Annotated in this window: 14 protein-coding genes; 8 read left to right on the top strand and 6 right to left on the bottom strand. The window is 74.6% G+C overall.

All coding sequences use genetic code 11. The features are described from left to right. Positions 1 to 183: 183 nt before the first annotated feature. A complete protein-coding gene (locus ABTY56_RS29395; RefSeq protein WP_350632327.1) occupies positions 184 to 1,182 on the bottom strand; it encodes an ArsR/SmtB family transcription factor in 999 nt (332 codons plus the stop codon). Between the two features lie 313 nt (positions 1,183 to 1,495). Here ABTY56_RS29395 and ABTY56_RS29390 point away from each other — a divergent pair, with 313 nt between their 5' ends. Further along, on the top strand, positions 1,496 to 2,221 hold the full coding sequence (locus tag ABTY56_RS29390; protein WP_350632326.1) for a hypothetical protein: 726 nt from the start codon (positions 1,496 to 1,498) through the stop codon (positions 2,219 to 2,221). On the opposite strand, the gene uppS is transcribed toward ABTY56_RS29390, so the two are convergent. Beyond that, positions 2,178 to 3,830, bottom strand: coding sequence for a polyprenyl diphosphate synthase (uppS, locus tag ABTY56_RS29385; RefSeq protein WP_350632324.1), 1,653 nt, complete (start codon positions 3,828 to 3,830; stop codon positions 2,178 to 2,180). The two genes, ABTY56_RS29390 and uppS, sit on opposite strands and share 44 nt — an antisense overlap. A gap of 208 nt (positions 3,831 to 4,038) precedes the next feature. Beyond that, on the bottom strand, positions 4,039 to 4,629 hold the full coding sequence (locus ABTY56_RS29380; RefSeq protein ID WP_350632322.1) for an isochorismatase family protein: 591 nt from the start codon (positions 4,627 to 4,629) through the stop codon (positions 4,039 to 4,041). 145 nt (positions 4,630 to 4,774) lie between these two features. On the opposite strand from ABTY56_RS29380, the gene ABTY56_RS29375 reads away from it, so the two are divergent. Further along, positions 4,775 to 5,914: a GlxA family transcriptional regulator gene (locus tag ABTY56_RS29375; RefSeq protein WP_350632320.1), complete on the top strand. Its 1,140-nt coding sequence runs from the start codon at positions 4,775 to 4,777 to the stop codon at positions 5,912 to 5,914. On the opposite strand, the gene ABTY56_RS29370 is transcribed toward ABTY56_RS29375, so the two are convergent. Together ABTY56_RS29370 and ABTY56_RS29365 are read right to left on the bottom strand one after the other, a co-directional pair. Then, the gene (locus tag ABTY56_RS29370) at positions 5,871 to 7,427 is read right to left on the bottom strand and encodes a sensor histidine kinase (protein ID WP_350632318.1); all 1,557 of its coding nucleotides are present in this window, start codon (positions 7,425 to 7,427) and stop codon (positions 5,871 to 5,873) included. The genes ABTY56_RS29375 and ABTY56_RS29370 overlap by 44 nt on opposite strands. Further along, positions 7,424 to 8,140, bottom strand: coding sequence for a response regulator transcription factor (locus tag ABTY56_RS29365; RefSeq protein WP_350632317.1), 717 nt, complete (start codon positions 8,138 to 8,140; stop codon positions 7,424 to 7,426). Before ABTY56_RS29365 ends, ABTY56_RS29370 begins: the two co-directional genes overlap by 4 nt. 228 nt (positions 8,141 to 8,368) lie before the next feature. On the opposite strand from ABTY56_RS29365, the gene ABTY56_RS29360 reads away from it, so the two are divergent. From ABTY56_RS29360 to ABTY56_RS29350, 3 genes are all read left to right on the top strand, one after another. After that, positions 8,369 to 9,760, top strand: a complete 1,392-nt coding sequence (locus tag ABTY56_RS29360) for a ferredoxin reductase family protein (RefSeq protein WP_350632315.1) — start codon at positions 8,369 to 8,371, stop codon at positions 9,758 to 9,760. A 157-nt stretch (positions 9,761 to 9,917) separates the two neighbouring features. Beyond that, positions 9,918 to 10,391, top strand: coding sequence for an FMN-binding protein (locus ABTY56_RS29355; protein WP_350632313.1), 474 nt, complete (start codon positions 9,918 to 9,920; stop codon positions 10,389 to 10,391). A 30-nt stretch (positions 10,392 to 10,421) separates the two neighbouring features. Further along, entirely contained in the window at positions 10,422 to 11,174 is a 753-nt protein-coding gene (locus tag ABTY56_RS29350) for an FAD:protein FMN transferase (RefSeq protein WP_350632402.1), read from the top strand. A gap of 212 nt (positions 11,175 to 11,386) precedes the next feature. Here the strand turns inward: ABTY56_RS29350 and ABTY56_RS29345 are convergent, their stop codons facing one another. After that, entirely contained in the window at positions 11,387 to 12,412 is a 1,026-nt protein-coding gene (locus ABTY56_RS29345; protein WP_350632311.1) for an NUDIX domain-containing protein, read from the bottom strand. A 556-nt stretch (positions 12,413 to 12,968) separates the two neighbouring features. On the opposite strand from ABTY56_RS29345, the gene ABTY56_RS29340 reads away from it, so the two are divergent. The 3 genes from ABTY56_RS29340 to ABTY56_RS29330 all read left to right on the top strand — a co-directional run bounded on the left by ABTY56_RS29340 (position 12,969) and on the right by ABTY56_RS29330 (position 16,900). Continuing rightward, entirely contained in the window at positions 12,969 to 14,642 is a 1,674-nt protein-coding gene (locus tag ABTY56_RS29340) for a phytoene desaturase family protein (RefSeq protein WP_350632309.1), read from the top strand. 169 nt (positions 14,643 to 14,811) lie between these two features. Next, the gene (locus ABTY56_RS29335; protein WP_350632307.1) at positions 14,812 to 15,366 is read left to right on the top strand and encodes a TIGR03086 family metal-binding protein; all 555 of its coding nucleotides are present in this window, start codon (positions 14,812 to 14,814) and stop codon (positions 15,364 to 15,366) included. A 631-nt stretch (positions 15,367 to 15,997) separates the two neighbouring features. Then, complete coding sequence (locus ABTY56_RS29330) at positions 15,998 to 16,900, top strand: nuclease (protein WP_350632305.1); 903 nt, start codon at positions 15,998 to 16,000, stop codon at positions 16,898 to 16,900. Positions 16,901 to 17,220 lie beyond the last annotated feature (320 nt).

Genomic DNA, 17,220 nt, shown 5'->3' with positions numbered 1-17,220 from the left:
TTCAACGCGGGGTCGGGTGAGCCGGAACCGAACCGGGCCCGCGCTGCGGGAGCGCGTGCCCGGGGGCTCGACGAGGCGGCGGCGGTGCGCCGCGAGGGCGCGCGAGACGCGGCGCGCGGCGGGTCAGGCGGCTTCGGGTCAGGCGGCTTCGGGTCAGGCGGCTTCGGGTCAGGCGGCTTCGGGTCAGGCGGCTTCGGGTCCGGTGACCCGGGACGGGAGGCGGCCGGCCAGGAGGGCCTCGCCGAGCGGGGTGGGACGGTGGGTGACGGTGCGGCCGGTGCGGTCCTTGACCGTGAGGCCGGACTCGGCGAGGACGGTGGCGTGCTCGCTGGCGGAGGCGGTGGAGATGTCCAGGTGGGCGGCCAACTCCTTGGTGGAGCACGGCCCGTGGGTGGCGATCGCCTCCAGGGCGGCGGCCCGGGTCTGGCCGAGCAGGGCGGTCAGGGTGCGGCTGGGGGTGGGCGTTTCGGCCTCGGCGCGCAATGGTCCGCCGATCCGGGCCGGGTAGAGGAGCACCGGCTGCTGCTCCGGGTCCTCGAAGCGGGCGATGACGGGGCGGCGGGGGCCGAAAACGCACGGCTGGAGCAGCAGTCCGCGGCCGTCCAGCCACACGTCGTGCCGGCACCGGTTGGACAGCGGGAAGCTGAGCACCGGGCGACGCCAGGACACCGCCGGGTGCAGGGATCCGAGCACCTGGTCCGGCTCGGTGATCCGGCGGCGCCGCCAGTGCTCGGTGGTGACGATGGTCTCGATCTGCCGCCGGTAGGGGTCGATCGCGAAGGTCTGGTAGTCGGCGGTGACGTTGCCGAGCAGCTTCCTGGCCCGGCGGTCGCCGTCCGCGACCCCGCGGGCGAAGGCGCTCAACTCCCTTTCCCCGCCCACCGAACGCAGGTGCTCGCGCAGCGGCGCCTCGGGCGCCTGGGCGGTGGCGCTCTCGGTGGCCCCCGGGTCGCGCCGGACGGTGAGGAACTCCGGGATCGCCGTAGCGGTGTAGAGGTCGAAGAGCAACGCGGTGCGCGGGTTCCAGGAGGCCCGCAGGTGGTCCCGCCAGCCCTGGAAACGCGGGTCGCGCACTCCGCTCACCAGGGCGTGCACGCTGAGGGACAGCTCCATCGACATGTCCGGACGCTCCGCGACCCGGATCCGGGCCAGGTCGTCCCTACCGAAGAAGATTCGCAGCACAAACGCGATCGTGCCCCGGGACCGACACCGCCGCAAGACCGTTCGGCGAGAACCGAATCGTTTGCCCGCCACCCGCTCCCCCGGCCAGGATCGGCTCCTGAACCGCCTCCCCTCCCGGGGTGGCCGGGTGCCGGACCGGCCACCCCCACGGGAGCGGACCCGGGGCTCCCACCCCAATGCGAGCGACCCGGGTCCGCTCCCCGCTCCCCCCAGGCGGGTGGTTTGGGCCTCAGGGCCGACCACAGGACTCGTCCGTGAACGGATGATCCCTCCGGGGCCGTGCCGAGCGGCCCGGGAAGGACGGGTACGGGCGATGAGCACGACGCGACGGGCGGTGCTGGGCGCGGCGCTGGCCGCCCCGCTGCTGGGGCAGTTCACGGCCACGGCGGCCGATGCCGACGACGGCGGCGGCACCGGACGGGGCGCACGGGTCGGCCCAGCCGGCCGGACCGGGCGGACCGGGCGGGCTGAGCAGACCGGGCAGCTGGGCACGGTCTCCGAGGGCTGGGTGGAGGTGCGCTGGACGGCCGAGGCACAGGCCCAACTCGACCGCTACCAGGCGGTGGTGGAGGCCATCGCCCCGGCGCGGCTGGTCCGGGATGACCGGGGCACCGCGGTCCGGCTCCCGGTGCGCTCGGCCGAGGGCGACCCCTCCCCGGCGAACCTGCCGAAGGCCCACGGCGACGGCGAGTTGGACGGCGGGGTGACCCTCCGTACCTCCGAGGGCACCTTCCGGGTGGTGAACCTGGCCGGTGCGATCGAGGACGGCCTGGCCTCCGGCCGCTGCGAGGTCGGCGGGGCGGACATGGGGCACCGGTCGGCGTTCCGCTGCGGGCTGGCGGAGGGGAAGTTGGCGGCGGACCCGGTGCCGGCCGGGCATCCGATGAAGGTCCGGCTCAGCGAGGTGCCGCTGCGCGCCACCCAGGAGGTGCTGGACGCGCTGACGACGAGCTGCGGCCCGCATCCGATCACCGTGGACACGGTGTTGGCGTACGTCACGGCCGAGGGGGTGTACACCCCTCCCCCCGCGCGGACGTGAGGGGCCGGCCGGTCCCGGCCTGGGCGGGCAGGCCGGCGCCGCCGAAGCGGCGTTCGCGGCCCGCGTAGGCCCGGACGGCGTCACGCAGCCGGGCGAGGTCGAAGTCCGGCCAGGGCGTCGGGTCGAAGAGCAGCTCGGCATAGGCGAGCTGCCACGGCAGGAAGTTGCTGATCCGCTGCTCGCCGGAGGTGCGGATCAGCAGGTCGACGTCCGGCAGCTCCGGGACGTACAGGTGCCGGGCGAGGTCCGCCTGGCCGATGGCCTCCGGGCGGATCGCCCCGGCGGCCGCCTCGGCGGCCAACGCCTGTGCGACGGTAACGAGTTCCTCCCGGCCTCCGTAGTCGGCGCAGATCGTCAGGGTCAGGGCGTCGTTGTTCGAGGTCAGGTTCTCCACCAGTGCGATCGAGGAGGCCAGCGACCCGTCGATCCGGTCGCGCCGGCCGCACCAGCGGATCCGGACGCCGAGCGCGTGCAGGCCCTTCGTGCTCCGGGCGAGGCCGTCCGCCAGGGAGTCGAACAGCGCGGTCAGTTCCTCGGGTGGGCGGCCCCAGTTCTCGGTCGAGAACGCGTAGACGCTCAGGTGCCGGATGCCCAGCCGCAGCGCCGCGTTGACCAGGCGCAGCGCGGCCCGCCGGCCGGCGTGGTGGCCCTGCCGGGCGGGCAGTCCGCGGGCCTCGGCCCAGCGCCGGTTGCCGTCCATGATCACGGCGACGTGGGCGGGGACGCCGTCGTTCTCCGGAGGGCGGGCCACGCGGCGGTGGGGTGTGGCGCCGTCCGTGGTCAACGGCGCCAGGCCCTCGGCCAGGGCCCGCGAGCGCATCAACGTCAGTTCGTCGTACTGAAGTTGGGCACCCAGGAGCAGGGTGTGCAGGAACGGCCGGCACTCGGGCGCCACCAGCCAGGTGGCGGGGACGGCCTCCTCCAGCACGGTGTGCCAGTGCGATCGCTGGGCCTCCGTCAGTTCGTCCAGGGCTGGGCTCCGCTCGGCGCGCACGAGATCGGCGGGGTCCAGCCCGAGGCGCCGCAGGTCCGCGCGCGGCAGGTAGCAGCGGCCCTGCGCGAGGTCGGCGGGCAGGTCCTGCACGTGGTCCGCCAGCTGGCAGGCCTCGCCGAGGGCGGAGAGCGCACCCGCCGCCCGCGGGCCCCGGGCGCCGAGCAGCGGGGCCCAGAGTTCGGTCATCGTCCCCGCGATGCGCCGGATGTGGCGCCGCTGGTCCGCGAAGGTCTCGATGGCGGGCGGGGAGGTGCTGTCGGCCTGCATGGCTGCCAGGAACTCCTCGATCAGCGACCGGTCGAGCTCCCACCGCCGCACCGTGTCGACGAACGCCCGGCGCAGCGGATGTGCGCTGCGGCCGGACGCCAGCTCGGCCAGGGTGGAGGTCCGCCAGTGCGCGAAGCGGCGCCCGCGCTCCGCCGGTCGGCCCTCGTCGGCGATCCGGTCGGAGCGGCAGCCGAAGGCGCTCACCGCGTGGACGTAGGGCCGCAGTCCGCTCGGCAGTGCCTCGGTGGCGGCCCGCATCGCCGGGAGGGCGCGGCCCACCTCGGCCGCGCAGGCCCGGTACGACTCCTGCAGTTCGGGCGGGCCCGTGACCGCCTGGCTCTCCGTCATGCCCGTACCCCGCCGTCCGACCGACACCGTGCGCCGTGCACCGTGCACCGTCTGGTCAACGAGGCGGGCGTCGATCGGTGGCGGAAGGGGGCGACGGGCGGGTGACGGGGGCGGGCGGCGGGGGCGGTCCCTCGCGCCGCCCCCGCCGTCCACGCCGCCCCCGGACCTCGCCCGCAGCCCGTCGGTCGCCTGTCGGGTCGGCCGTCGCTCAGCCCAGGTCGGCCGGGGACTCCACCACCACCCCGTACAGGTCCCCGATCGTCGCCAGCGCACCGCGGTGGACCTGGGCGGCGGTCAGCTCGGTGCCCGCCGACTGCAGCGGCCGGGTCGCGCCGGCGGCGGCGACGACGGTCGGGCGGTTGCCGCGCAGGAAGGCACCGGCCGTGGTGAAGGTGACGCACATGTGGGTCATGAATCCGGCGACGACGACGTCCTGGTGGCCGGCCGCGTCGACCAGCTCGCCCAGGTCGGTGCCGACGAAGGCGTCCGGGACCTGCTTGACGACCACGCGCTCGCCCTCGGCGGGCGCCACGCTCGGGTGGATCTGCCCGATCTCGGCCCTGATGTCGTACGGGGTGCCCTCGCCGCCGTCGTTGATCACGTGGATGACGGTGGCGCCGGCCGCCCGGGCCCGGGCGAGCAGGTCGGCGGCGGCGTCGAGTGCCTGCTGCCAGCCCGCCAGCTCCATCACGCCGCGCACGTAGGTGTTCTGGTAGTCGACCATGATCACGGTCGCGTCGGCGAGCGAGGCCGGCTTCTCGTCGAGTCCGTTGAGGGCGCGCAGGGTGGTCGTGGGCACAGCGGTGCCGCCTTTCGTTGTCGGAAGGGAGTCGGGTTTCGGCAGGTCACGCGTGGTGCGCCCTGCCTGGAAAACGCTACGGGCGGCATTCGCATGTCGGCAATGCCATCTAACATGCAGATTCCGACATCGAGGGGGAACGCCCATGCTCGCCGAGACCGAGACCGAGACCCATGGCGCAGAGTCCGGGACCGACACCGGAGCCGTCCGGCGGCTGATCGTCATCGTCCTGTTCGAGGGCGTCGACCTACTCGACGTGACCGGCCCGCCGGAGGTGTTCTCGCTGGTCCGGCGGGAGACCGGGGACGCAGTCGGCTACCGGGTCGTCCTGGCCGCCGAGACCATGGCGCCGGTCACCACCGCCGCGGGCGTGCGGATCCTGCCCGACCTCACCTTCGACCGAGCCGCACAGGGCGGGATCGACACCCTGCTGGTGCCCGGATCGGTCGAGGTGGACGAGCGGAGCCGGGTCCGCGCGGTCACCGACCCGGCGGTGGTCCAGCGGGTGCGGATGCTGGCCGCCCGCTCGCGCCGGGTGGCCAGCGTCTGCGTCGGCGCGCACCTGCTCGCCGCCGCCGGGCTGCTGAACGGCCGGCGGGCCACCACGCACTGGTCCACGGCCGACCAACTCGCCGACGAGTACCCGGAGATCGAGGTGGACGCCGACCCGATCTTCATCCGCGAGGGCGAGGTCTGGACCGGCGCCGGCATCAGTGCCTGCCTCGACCTCTCGCTCGCCCTGGTTGCCGAGGACTTCGGCGAGGAGCTGGCGCTGCGGGTCGCCCGCCAGCTGGTGATGTACCTCAAGCGCCCCAGCGGCCAGAGCCAGTTCAGCGTCCCGCTGGAGCCGGTGTCGACCACCCGCCGGATCGAGGAGCTGCGCCACCACATCCTGCGCAACCTGTCCGGGCGGCTCACCGTCCCGGATCTCGCCGCCCACGCCCACGTCAGCGAACGGCAGTTGACCCGGATCTTCAAGACGGAGCTGGGCACCACGCCGAGCGCGTACATCGAGTCGGCCCGGGTCGAACTCGCCCGCCACCAGCTGGAGTCGGGCGACGCCACCTTGGAGCGCATCGCCACCGCCTGCGGGTTCGGCACCACCGACACCCTGGTGCGCGCCTTCCGCCGCCGCCTCGGCACCACGCCGACCGACTACCGCCTGCGTTTCCGTACCGGCGCCACCGGCACGGCGACCGGCACCGCCGCGACGACGGCCGTCACGGCCACGTCGGATGTCGTCACGGCGCCTGCTCCGGCGAGCAGTGCGGCAACCGGACGGTGAACACCGTACGGCCCGGCCGGCTGGCCGCGTCCACCGTGCCGCCGTGCGCCCGGACCACGGCCCGGACGATCGCCAGCCCGAGCCCGGTCGAGCCGGTGGCCCGCGAGCGGGCGCGGTCGCCCCGGACGAAGCGCTCGAAGACCCGGTCCAGCAGCTCCGGCGCGATGCCCGGGCCGTCGTCCGTCACGCTCAACTCGACCTGACTGCCGTCTCGTTCGCGTTCGATCCGCAGCTCGATGCCGGTGCCGGGCGGGGTGTGGGTCCGGGCGTTGGCCAGCAGGTTGGCCGCCACCTGACTCAGCCGGTGCTCGTCTCCGCGGACCACCACAGGGTCCTCGGGGAGGGCGAGGCGCCAACGGTGGTCCGGTCCGGCGGCGCGGGCGTCGGCCACGGCGTTGAGGGCGATCCGGGTCAGGTCCGCCTCCGCCTCGGCCAGTGGACGGCCGGCGTCCAGGCGGGCGAGCAGCAGCAGGTCCTCGACGATCGCCCCCATCCGCACCGCCTCGGCGTCGATCCGCTCCAGCGAGTGCCGGACCGGCGCCGGCACCGCCCCGGGGTGGCGCAGTGCCAGTTCGGCGTGGCCGCGCACGGTCGCGACCGGGGTGCGCAGCTCGTGACTGGCGTCGGCGGCGAAGGCCCGCAGCCGTTCCTCCACGGCGTGGCGGCGGGCGAGGGCGTCCCCGACGTGGCCGAGCATCCGGTTGAGCGCCGAGCCGACCCGGCCGACCTCCGTGCGCGGGTCGTCGTCCGGCACGCGTTCGGCCAGCAGGACCTCGCCGCTGGCGAGCGGCATCGCGCTGACCCGCTCGGCCATGCCCACCACCCGCCGCAGCGGGCGCAACGACCAGCCGACCCAGAGCGCCCCGGCCGTACCGGCGGCCGCGACGGCGATCGCGAAGACCGTCAGTTCCAGGGTCTCCAGCCGCCGGACGGTCTCCTCGGCCGGACGCAGCGGCAGGCCACTGACCAGCACGTCGCCGTCCCGCCCGGCGACCGCGCGGACCCGGTAGTGGCCCTGTGCCCCGCCGAGGTCGAGCGTGCGGGCCGGGCCGCCGACCGGCAGGGCGGCCAGCGCCCGCTGCTGGACGGGGGTGAAGGCGATCCGGTCGTCCTCGTCGTCGGGGCCGTCCGTGTCGTCGGCGTCGCCGTCGACCACGCCCGCCGCGGTGACCCGCCCGCCGAGCAGCCGTACGCCGAGGGTGCCCGGGGTCTGCGCCCGGGTGTCGGGTCCGCCGCCCTGCCCGGTGTGCTCCAGGCTGGCGGCGTAGCGCCCACCGGCCTCGGCGAGCTGCTGGTCGAGGCGGTCGACCAGGAAGTGGCGCAGCGCGGCGGCGGTGGCGAAGCCGACGGCGGCGCAGGTGACGACGAGCAGCACCAGCAGGCCGGCGATCAGGCGGGCGCGCAGGGTCCGGGGAACGGGCCGGACACGGCGGACGCGTGGGCCTCGCGGGCCGCGAGGGCTGATCGGGCGGCTGCGCCGGCTGAACGGGTTGCGAGGGCTGCGCGGGCTCATGTCGCGGCCTTGATCAGGTACCCCGCGCCCCGCACCGTGTGGATCATCGGATTCCGGCCCGCGTCCACCTTCTTCCGCAGGTAGCTGATGTACAGCTCGACGATGTGCGCCTGCCCGCCGAAGTCGTACGACCAGACCGCGTCCAGGATCTGGGCCTTGCTGAGCACCTGACGGGGGTGGCGCATCAGGTGGGCGAGCAGCGCGTACTCGGTCGGGCTGAGCTCGACGGTCTCGCCGCCGCGGGTCACCTCGCGGGCCCGGTCGTCCAGAACGAGGTCGCCGAGCACCAGCGCGTGCGCGGGCGGCCGTTGCGACGCGGCGGGCGGGGCGGCCCGGCGCAGCAGTCCGCGCAGCCGGACGACCACCTCGGCCAGGCTGAACGGCTTGGTCACGTAGTCGTCGCCGCCCGCCGCGATGCCGGCGATCCGCTCCTCGACGGCGTCCCGGGCGGTGAGGAAGAGCACCCGCACCTCGGGCTGCTCGGCGTGGACGCGCCGCAGCACCGCCAGGCCGTCGAGGTCGGGCAGCATCACGTCGAGCACCACGGCGTGCGGGCGCCAGGCCGCGGCGGCCTCGACGGCGGCCAGCCCGGTGGTCGCGCCGCGCGCCTGCCAGCCCTCGTAGCGGACGGCGCCGCAGACCACCTCGACCAGGTCCGGCTCGTCGTCGACGACCAGGACGCGCCACTCCGGGCGGTCGGTGGTGTCGTCCATGCTGCTCCCTCGGGCTCGTACTGGGCGGCGTTCATCCTGCACCGCCGCGATGAGAAAGCCCTGAGACCCCGGAGAGCCGTTCGTGGGCCCACACATTCGCCCTGACCTGGGCGGATGCGCCCTCGCTGGGGCGCGGGAGGCCGGCCCGTTCAGAGGCGGCTCAGAGCTTGCGGTGCGATCGTGGTCGGCCTCGGCGGCACTCACCGCCGGGCGCTGAGGAGGATCCCGATGAGCACTGCCGCCGCACCGCAGTCGCGGCCCGACCCCCGGCGCGCGCCGCGACCGACGCCCGCCGGCCGGGGGCACCGGGCCGCCCCGCGTCCGCCGTTCGCCCTGGAACCGGCCGTGGCGCTCGGCCTGATCGCCGTCGGCGCGCTCGGCGTGCTCGCGCTGTGGTGGGCGAGCACCCCGGCGGTCGTCGGCGCGGCGGGCTGGCTGACCGGCGCCGGGCGGATCACCGGACTGCTCGCGGGGTACGCCGCGCCGGTGCTGCTCCTGCTGATGGCGCGGCTGCCGCCGCTGGAACGCGGGGTCGGCGCGGACCGGCTGGCACGCTGGCACGCGTTCGGCGGGCGCTGGTTGGTGGCCGCCGTCTCGGTGCACGTGCTGACGGTCGTCTGGGGCTACGCGCTGACCGACGGGCGCGGCCTGATCGGCGAGGGCGTGGAGGTCGTCCTCCACTACCCGGAGATGATCAAGGCGAGCCTCGGCACGCTGCTGCTGCTCGGCACCGGCGCGGTCTCCGCTCGCGCCGCGCGCCGCCGCCTGTCGTACGAGGCCTGGTACTACCTGCATCTGGCGACGTACCTGGCGGTCGCACTCGCCTTCTCCCACCAGCTGGCCACCGGTGCCGACCTGGGCGGCGGCCCCGGCCGGGCCGCCTGGTACGCGCTGTACTTCGGCACGGCGGCGCTGCTCGGCTGGTACCGGCTGGCCCGGCCGTGGCTGCTCGACCGGCGGCACGGGCTTCGGGTCGCGGAGGTACGGCCGGAGGGGCCCGGCGTGGTGTCCCTGTTCCTGACCGGGCAGCGGCTGGACGAACTCGGCGCCGAGCCGGGCCAGTTCTTCCGCCTCCAGTTCCAGGCACCCGGCCTGCGCTGGGCCGCCAACCCGTACTCGCTGTCCGCGCCGCCGCACCCGCGGTTCCTGCGCTTCACGGTCAAGGACCTCGGCGGGCACAGCGCCGCGGTCGCCGCCCTGCGCCCGGGCACCAAGGTGCGCGCCGAAGGCCCGTACGGCGCGTTCACCGGGCGGCGGCTGCGCCGGCGCCGGGTGCTGCTGCTCGGGGCGGGCGTCGGGATCACCCCGCTGCGCGCCCTGTTCGAGACACTGCCGGGCGAGCTGACGCTGGTCCAGCGGGCCCGGCGGCCGGAGGACGTGCTGTTCCGGGCAGAGCTCGCCGACGTCGCCCGGCGGCGCGGCGCGACCGTGCACGAGCTGCTCGGGTCGCGGCAGCAGGTCGGCGACCTCGGCACCGCCCTCGCCCGGCTCGTCCCGGACCTCGCCGAGTGCGACATCTACCTGTGCGGCCCGGAAGCGCTGACCGAGGAGGCCGTCCGCGCGCTGCGGGCGGCGGGCGTCCCGCCACGACACATCCACCACGAGAGCTTTTCCCTCTGAGCCCGTCCGCGTCCGGCCGCGTCCGACCGAGCCCGGCCGTCTCCTACCGAGCGCGGCTGATCCCTGCCACCCTGCTGAGCCCGGCTGATCCCTGCCGATCCCTGCTCTGCCGAGCCCTGCTGCCGAGCCTTCCCGACCCCCGAGGAGCGTCGATTCCATGCGCCGAGCCGTCGTCACCAGCGCCGCCACCGCCGCCGGGGTGGTGCTGCTGCTCTCCCTCAAACCGCACGAGGCGGCCGGCCCGGCCCCGGTGATCGGCTCGGGATCGGGCACCGCCACCGGTTCCGACGTGTCCGAGCCGACCAACGCGCCCGCGCCGTCCGCCTCCGCAGCCCCGTCCGCTGCCGCCGGCACCACCCGGAAGGTCAGCGGCGACACCGTCAACACCCGCTACGGCCCGGTGCAGGTCCAGGTCACCCTCACCGGCAGCCGGATATCCGCCGTCGACGTGGTCAAGTACCCCACCGCCGAGCGTCGCGACCGCGAGATCAACACCTCCGCCCTGCCCGTGCTCAACCAGGAGGCGATCTCCGCGCAGAGCGCCCGGATCGATGTCGTCAGCGGCGCGACCTACACCAGCGACGGCTACATCCGCTCGCTGCAGAGCGCCCTCGACCGGGCGAAGGGCTGAGGCACCGTGCTCCGCCACGCCGAGCCCGTGATGGGCACCGTCTTCTCGATCACCGTCCGCGACCCGGGCCCGGGGACGGCCGCCGTGCTGGAACGGATCACCGAGCGGCTGCACCGGATCGACGCGGTGTTCTCCACCTACCGGCCGGACAGCGACATCAGCCGTCTGGACCGGGGCGAACTGGCCCTGGACGACTGCGATCCGGACGTTCCCGCCGTCCTGGCCGCCTGCCGCGAGGTCGCCGCGCAGACCGACGGCTGGTTCACCGAACGGCCCGGCGGACGGCTCGATCCCAGCGGCTGGGTCAAGGGGTGGGCGGTCGAGGAGGCGGCCGCCCTGCTGCGCTCCTCCGGCGCCCGGCAGTACTGCGTCAGCGGCGGCGGGGACGTGCAGACCGGCGGCGGGCCGTGGCGGATCGGCATCGCCGACCCTCGGCAGCCCGACCTGCTCGCCGCCGTGCTGACCGGCCGCGACCTCGCCGTGGCCACCTCCGGCACCGCCGAGCGCGGCGCGCACATCCTCGACCCGCACACCGGCCGACCGGCCACCGGCCTCGCCTCCCTCACCCTGGTCGGCTCCCCCGGCACCGGCATCGCCCGCACCGACGCCTGGACCACCGCCGCCTTCGCCATGGGCCCGGACCGCGCCCTCGCCTGGGCCGCCCGCCGGCCCGGCATCGAGGCGCTCGCCGTCCTGCCGGACGGCACCAAACGCTGGACACCGGGCCTGCCCGGCCACCTCCCCGCGAGCGGGCCGGCGGACTGGCAACCCGCCGTCAGGTGAGGGCTGGGGCGGCGATCGTGTGAGGTGTGCTCATGAGGTGCGCTCATGAGCACACCTCATGAGGAACCCTCATGCCCCGGGGTCATGAGCACCTCTCATGGGCGCTTCTCATGAGCAACTCTCATGATCCGACGGCATGAGGTCCGCTCATGCCCGATAACCATCAGGACCGCTCATGTGACGCGCCCATGAGACACCCTCATGCCTCCGCCCTACACCCGCTCCTGCTGCGCCGCCCGCCAGGCCTCCCACGCCACCAGCGGCGCCAGGTACGACCAGCGCTGCGAGCCGTCCGGGCAGACGCCGCCCTCGACCAGCTGGGACACCGAGCGGCGGGTGAACGGCACCCAGACCGCCATGTCGTGTTCGAACGTGCTGTGGCAGGCCTCGCGACGGCGGTCGATCTCGGCCGCGTCGAGCCGGGCCCGGACGGTGGCGACCAGCGTGTAGCAGGAGGCCGGCTCGCTCCAGCCCAGCCAGGTGATCACCGTCGGCCCGACGTCGGCCGGCAGCAGTCCCAACTCCTCCTCCAGCGCCCGGTGGACCAGCGCGTAGAAGTCCTCGGCGGCCCCCGGCTCGTCACGGTACTTCATGGTCTCGTTGATCCCGACCGTCCACTGCGCCGGGAAGGTCCTGACCGCCAGTGAGCGACGGAGCAGCAGCAGTCGGCCCGCACGGTCCCGGACCGCGACGCAGGCACTCATCATCGTCGGCGGCGCGGTGGCCACGAAGCTCGTCAGGCCTTCGTCCAGCGCCTCGTGCAGCAGCCGGCCCGCCTCCGGGTCCTCCCGGCCCAGGCGGGTGGTGGCCATGCACTCCGCGTAGTCGCTCTCCGCGATGCTCACCTCGCACACCCGGGCGGCGCTGTGCTCACCGTGATCGACCGTCAGCCGCGAGACGTACGCCGTACGGCCCGCCGCCCCGGCGGCCCGCTGGCGCGCCACCTCGTCGGCCCACCCGACCCCGTCCAGCAGGTGCGGGCGTACCACCCGCCCGTCGTACGAGGTCACCAAGGTGCCGGGCGTCAGCGGCCGGGACGCCGACCAGGTGATCAGCGGCGCCAGCCCGTCCGCCCGGACGTCGTGCGCCCGCGCCGCCTCCGACAGGCTCATCCGTCGGACCCGTGGCGCCGGCAGCCGTGAACCGATGCGGGATCCGCCGTACTTGGCGAAGTCGTACACCAGATTGGTCAGTACGCCGAGCAACAGCGCTCCGCCGATCCCCAGCAGCCACTCCACCCCGGCTCCCCCACCCTCATGATCCGCCCGCCCCATTGTGGGGTCGTCGGCCACCCGGGGAAAGGCCTTCACGCGAACCGGTCACCGAACCGGTCACCGGAACATCGAAGCCGGACGGCCGCCGCCGACGCGGCCTCCTTCGTGGTCGCCGAGGCGCTCACCGAGGTCACCCGGCACAGCGGCGCCCGTACCGCCCCCGCCCGGCTGCGGATCACCGCCGTCCGGATCGCCGTACGGGTCGCCGTCCGGATCGTCGTACGGTCGAGGACGACGGAGAGGGCGGTGCCGCCGAAGGTACCGGAAGCGGCCTGCCCGGGCTCTACTCGCCCGGAGCGTCCCGGCGTCGGCCCCCTCCTCAGGGACCGCATCGGCCACGCCGAGGGGTTCCTTCAGGCCCTCCTGCGGGTGGCCGACGGCAGCACCGGCCCCTCCCCCTCGCGACCCTCGCCCGGCTCGAGCGACCTGCCTCCGCATCCTCGCCGACCACCCCACGCACGGCCCGGCCGGGCCGTGCACGGCTGTTCCGCGCGTCGGGGATGTGGCGTAGCGTGGCCGGATGAACACGAACGCGTCCTCGCGGTACGACGTCGTGATCGTCGGCGGCGGGCACAACGGGCTGGTGGCCGCGGCGTACCTGGCACGGGCCGGGCAGCGGGTGCTGGTGCTGGAGCGGCTGGGCCGGGTGGGCGGGGCGGCGGTGTCCGCGCGGGCGTTCCCCGGGGTGGACGCGCGGCTGTCTCGCTACTCGTACCTGGTGAGCCTGCTGCCGAGGAAGATCGTGCGGGACCTCGGGCTTCGGCTGGAGCTGCGGCGGCGCCGGATCGCCTCGTACACGCCCGTCGAGCGGGACGGCAAGCCGACCGGTCTGCTGGTGGACGCGGGCGATCCCGGCCGGACCCGGGAGTCGTTCCGGGCGCTGACCGGCGGCGACCGGGAGTGGCAGGCCTGGCAGCGCTTCTACGGGATGACCGGGCAGGTCGCCGAGCGGGTGTTCCCGACGCTGACCGAACCGCTGCCCTCCCGTGCGGAGCTGCGCCGGCGGGTCGCGGACGAGGACGCCTGGCGGTCCCTGTTCGAGGAGCCGCTCGGTGCGGCGGTCGAGCGGAGCTTCGCGGACGACCTGGTGCGCGGGGTGGTCCTGACGGACGCGCTGATCGGCACCTTCACCCACGCCCACGACCCCTCGCTCCGGCAGAACCGCTGCTTCCTGTACCACGTGATCGGCAACGGCACGGGCGACTGGGACGTACCGGTCGGCGGGATGGGCGCGGTGACGGGCGCACTGGCCGAGGCGGCGCTGGCGGCCGGGGCCGAGATCCGGACCGGCCACGAGGTCACCGCCATCGCCGCCGACCGCGGCGGCGACGGCCGCGGCCACGCCGAGGTGTCCTACCGGGCCCCGGACCGGGACGGCGAGGGGACGGTGGCGGCACGCCGGGTGCTGGTGAACGCCGCGCCCGCGGTCCTGGCCCGGCTGCTGGGCGACGACCCGGGGCCGGCGCCGGAGGGCGCCCAGCTGAAGGTCAACATGGTGCTGCGCCGGCTGCCGCGCCTGCGGGACGCCGCCGCCGACCCGCGCGAGGCCTTCGCGGGGACCTTCCACATCGCCGAGGGTTACCGGCAGTTGGCGACCGCGTACGCCGAGGCGCGGGCCGGCCGGATGCCCTCGGCACCGCCGTCCGAGATCTACTGCCACACCCTCACCGACCGGTCGATCCTCGGCCCGGAGGCCGTCCGGCAGGGGCTGCAGACGCTGACCCTCTTCGGCCTGCACATGCCCGCCCGACTGTTCGGCGATCCGGCGGCCAAGGACCGGGCGCTGGCCGCGAGCCTGGCGCAGCTGGACGCGGTACTGGCCGAGCCGATCGCCGACTGCCTGGCCACGGACGCCGACGGCCGTCCCTGCGTCGAGGCGAGGACGCCGCCGGAGCTGGAGCGGGAGATCGGTCTGCCGGGCGGCCACATCTTCCACCGCGACCTCTCCTTCCCGTTCCGGGACGAGTCCTTCCCGGGCCGGGACGACGGCCGGGACGACGGCCGGGACGAGGACCTCGCCGGGGCTGCGGATGCCCGGGCTGCGGAGGGCGGTGCCGCTGCCCGCTGGGGTGTGGCGACGGACCGCCCGAACGTGCTGCTGTGCGGCGCGGGAGCCGTGCGCGGCGGCGGCGTCAGCGGCATCCCGGGACACAACGCGGCCCAGGCCGTGCTGGAGGAGCCCGCCGGCCGCTGACGGGGAGGCACCGGGCGAGCACCCACGGCGGTCGGCCCCCCGTAAACCTGGCAAGTCACTCCCGGTGGCGGTTTACTGAGAGTGAGCAGGACAGGAGGGAGGCCCTCCGATGGAATGTCCGCACCCACCCGGTTTCCACGTCGAGGTCCGTGACCATTACATCGCTGCCGTGGCGGAGGTGACCCGCCTCGTGCGGGCCGTTCCGGAAGACGGCTGGACGGCGCCCACCCCGTGCCGGGGCTGGGACGTCCACACGCTCGTGAACCACCTTGCCGCACAGCACCTTTGGGTCTGCCAGGCGGTGGCCGGCTACACCCCGGAGGCGATCGGCCACCGGTTCCACGGCGACGTGCTGGGCCGCAACCCCGTCGGGGTATGGACGATGGCCGCCGACACCGCGGTACGCGCGCTCCACCAGCCGGGCGCGCCGGACCTGCTGGTCCACCTGCCGTACGGGGTGCGCGACGCCGGCGGGTACGCCCGCGAGCTGACCGCCGAGACCGTCGTACACAGCTGGGACCTGGCCCGCGCGCTGGGCGAGAGCGGCCGGATGCCGCCGGGCGCCGCGACGTACGCGCTCACCGAGTTCCAGGGCTACCGCAACCTGGCCGCCACCGGCATGTTCGACCCGCCGCTCGCCGACGCCCCGGCGGCCGACGCCCAGGACCGGCTGCTGGACCTCACCGGACGCGACCCGAACTGGTCCTACAACACGCTGCACTGACGGACCGCCCGTCAGACGAAGCTCGACGACCGGCAGCCCCGCGCCCGGATCCGGACGCGGGGACGGAAGCCGTGCCGTCGGACCCATCAGGCCCTCGGAGCTCGGGCTGCCCTGGCCTTCGGGCCGTCGGTGCCGTCGAACTGACGGGCCGTCAGGCGCGGGCGAGCACCCAGGCGCCGAGGCCGCTGCAGCCCCCGGCCGAGTAGGTCGTGGACCGGAAGCCGGGCGGGATGGGCGAACCGGGACAGGTCCGCATGCCGCCCTACGGGGTGGCAGGGTGAAGATCAGTGGACCTTCCAAGAGCCCCACTCCGCCGATCACCTTGTCCGAAACCTGCCATGACAGCCCGCCCGCAGGGGCATTCGCGGCAGTCGCCCACACCCGCCCGCCCACAGCATCCACGGCGACCACGGCGACCACGGCGACCACGGCCCGATCATCACCGTGGGTGAGCATCCCTGCCCGGGGTGACACCGCGGCCGGACGGGCGCATGGTGGAAGGAAAGGGCGACCCGGACGACTGCCGCCGAATCCGCCACTCGAGGCCCCGCCAGACCCGAACCATTCGCACACGGATGGTGCGTCGGCCCCCGGCGCGGTGGTGGTGTCCGGTCGGATCCGGGAGGCAGACATGTCCATGGTCCTCATCACCGGCTCGTACCAGGTCCTCCACGACCGACCCGACGGCGACACCGTCCACTTCCTTCCGCAGGACCCGGGCTTCTGGTGCGACGTCCCCGGGCGCAACCGGGTCGACCGCGACGAGCACGGCGGTGCCTCGTTGCGGCTGGACGCGATCGACGCCCTGGAGACCCACTACAAGGGCGTCGGGCCGGACTTCGCGCACCAGCCGCTCGGGCTCGGCGCCCACGCCGCCCGCAACGAACTGCTGAAATGGCTGGGCTTCACCGACATCGTGCAGGACGACACGGAGAAGGTGACCGCCTCGACGCCGGCCGCCGTCCCCGGCTACATCCTCACCGGCGGCGCCGACGTCTTCCACCGCTGCGTGGCACTGGTCGGACGCGGCGCCCCGCCGAGCGTCGGAGACCCCCCGAAGCCCGCGAGGAGCGGCTTCCGGCTGGACGTCACCGTCGACATGCTGCACGACACCGTCAACCACCACCTGCTCTCGCTCGGGCTGGTCTACCCCACCTTCTACCAAAGCCTGCCCGACCACCTGCGGGCCGACCTCACCGCCACCGCCCAGCAGGCCCGTACGGCCCAGGCCCCCGGCAGCGTCTGGCTGAACGACGTAACCACCACCGGCGCGAAGATCGAGAACCTCGACTCGATCACCGAGGACCTCGTGATGCTCCCGAAGCTCTTCCGCCGCCTCGTCGACTACATCCGGCTCTTCGGCCCCGACCTGGGCTGCGCGCGCGCCTTCCTGGCCGGCGGCGCCGACGAGTTCACCCTCCCCGAGCAGCCCAAGCCGCCGACCGTCGGCCTCCAGCACGTGGTCGAGGTCACCAACGGCAGCACGCTGCGGATGACCCGCCCCATCGAGGACCTGCTGTTCACCGAGAAGTAGCCCGGCCCCACGGCGGGCCCGGTGGCGTAGGGTGCGGTGCCGCACCGGGGGGATCCACTTGTCGAGGTACACGGCCGAGGCGGAAGGATGGAAGGGATCACCTTCCCGGCATGGCAGGGCAGCCACTATGTGACGCTGGCTGAACTGCTGGCCGGGACGTCAGGGCCGCTGACGAGCGTGTGCTCGACGAACTCGCCCGCCACTACCCGGGCGCTACCGCGCTGAAAACGCGAAGAACCCCCATCCGGAATCCGGATGGGGGTTCTTCACAATGATTGTTCGGCGGCGTCCTACTCTCCCACAGGGTCCCCCCTGCAGTA

The organism is Kitasatospora sp. NPDC097691 (assembly GCF_040302665.1).
Lineage (GTDB): Bacteria > Actinomycetota > Actinomycetes > Streptomycetales > Streptomycetaceae > Kitasatospora.
This window is presented reverse-complemented; position numbering and strand designations above follow the sequence as displayed.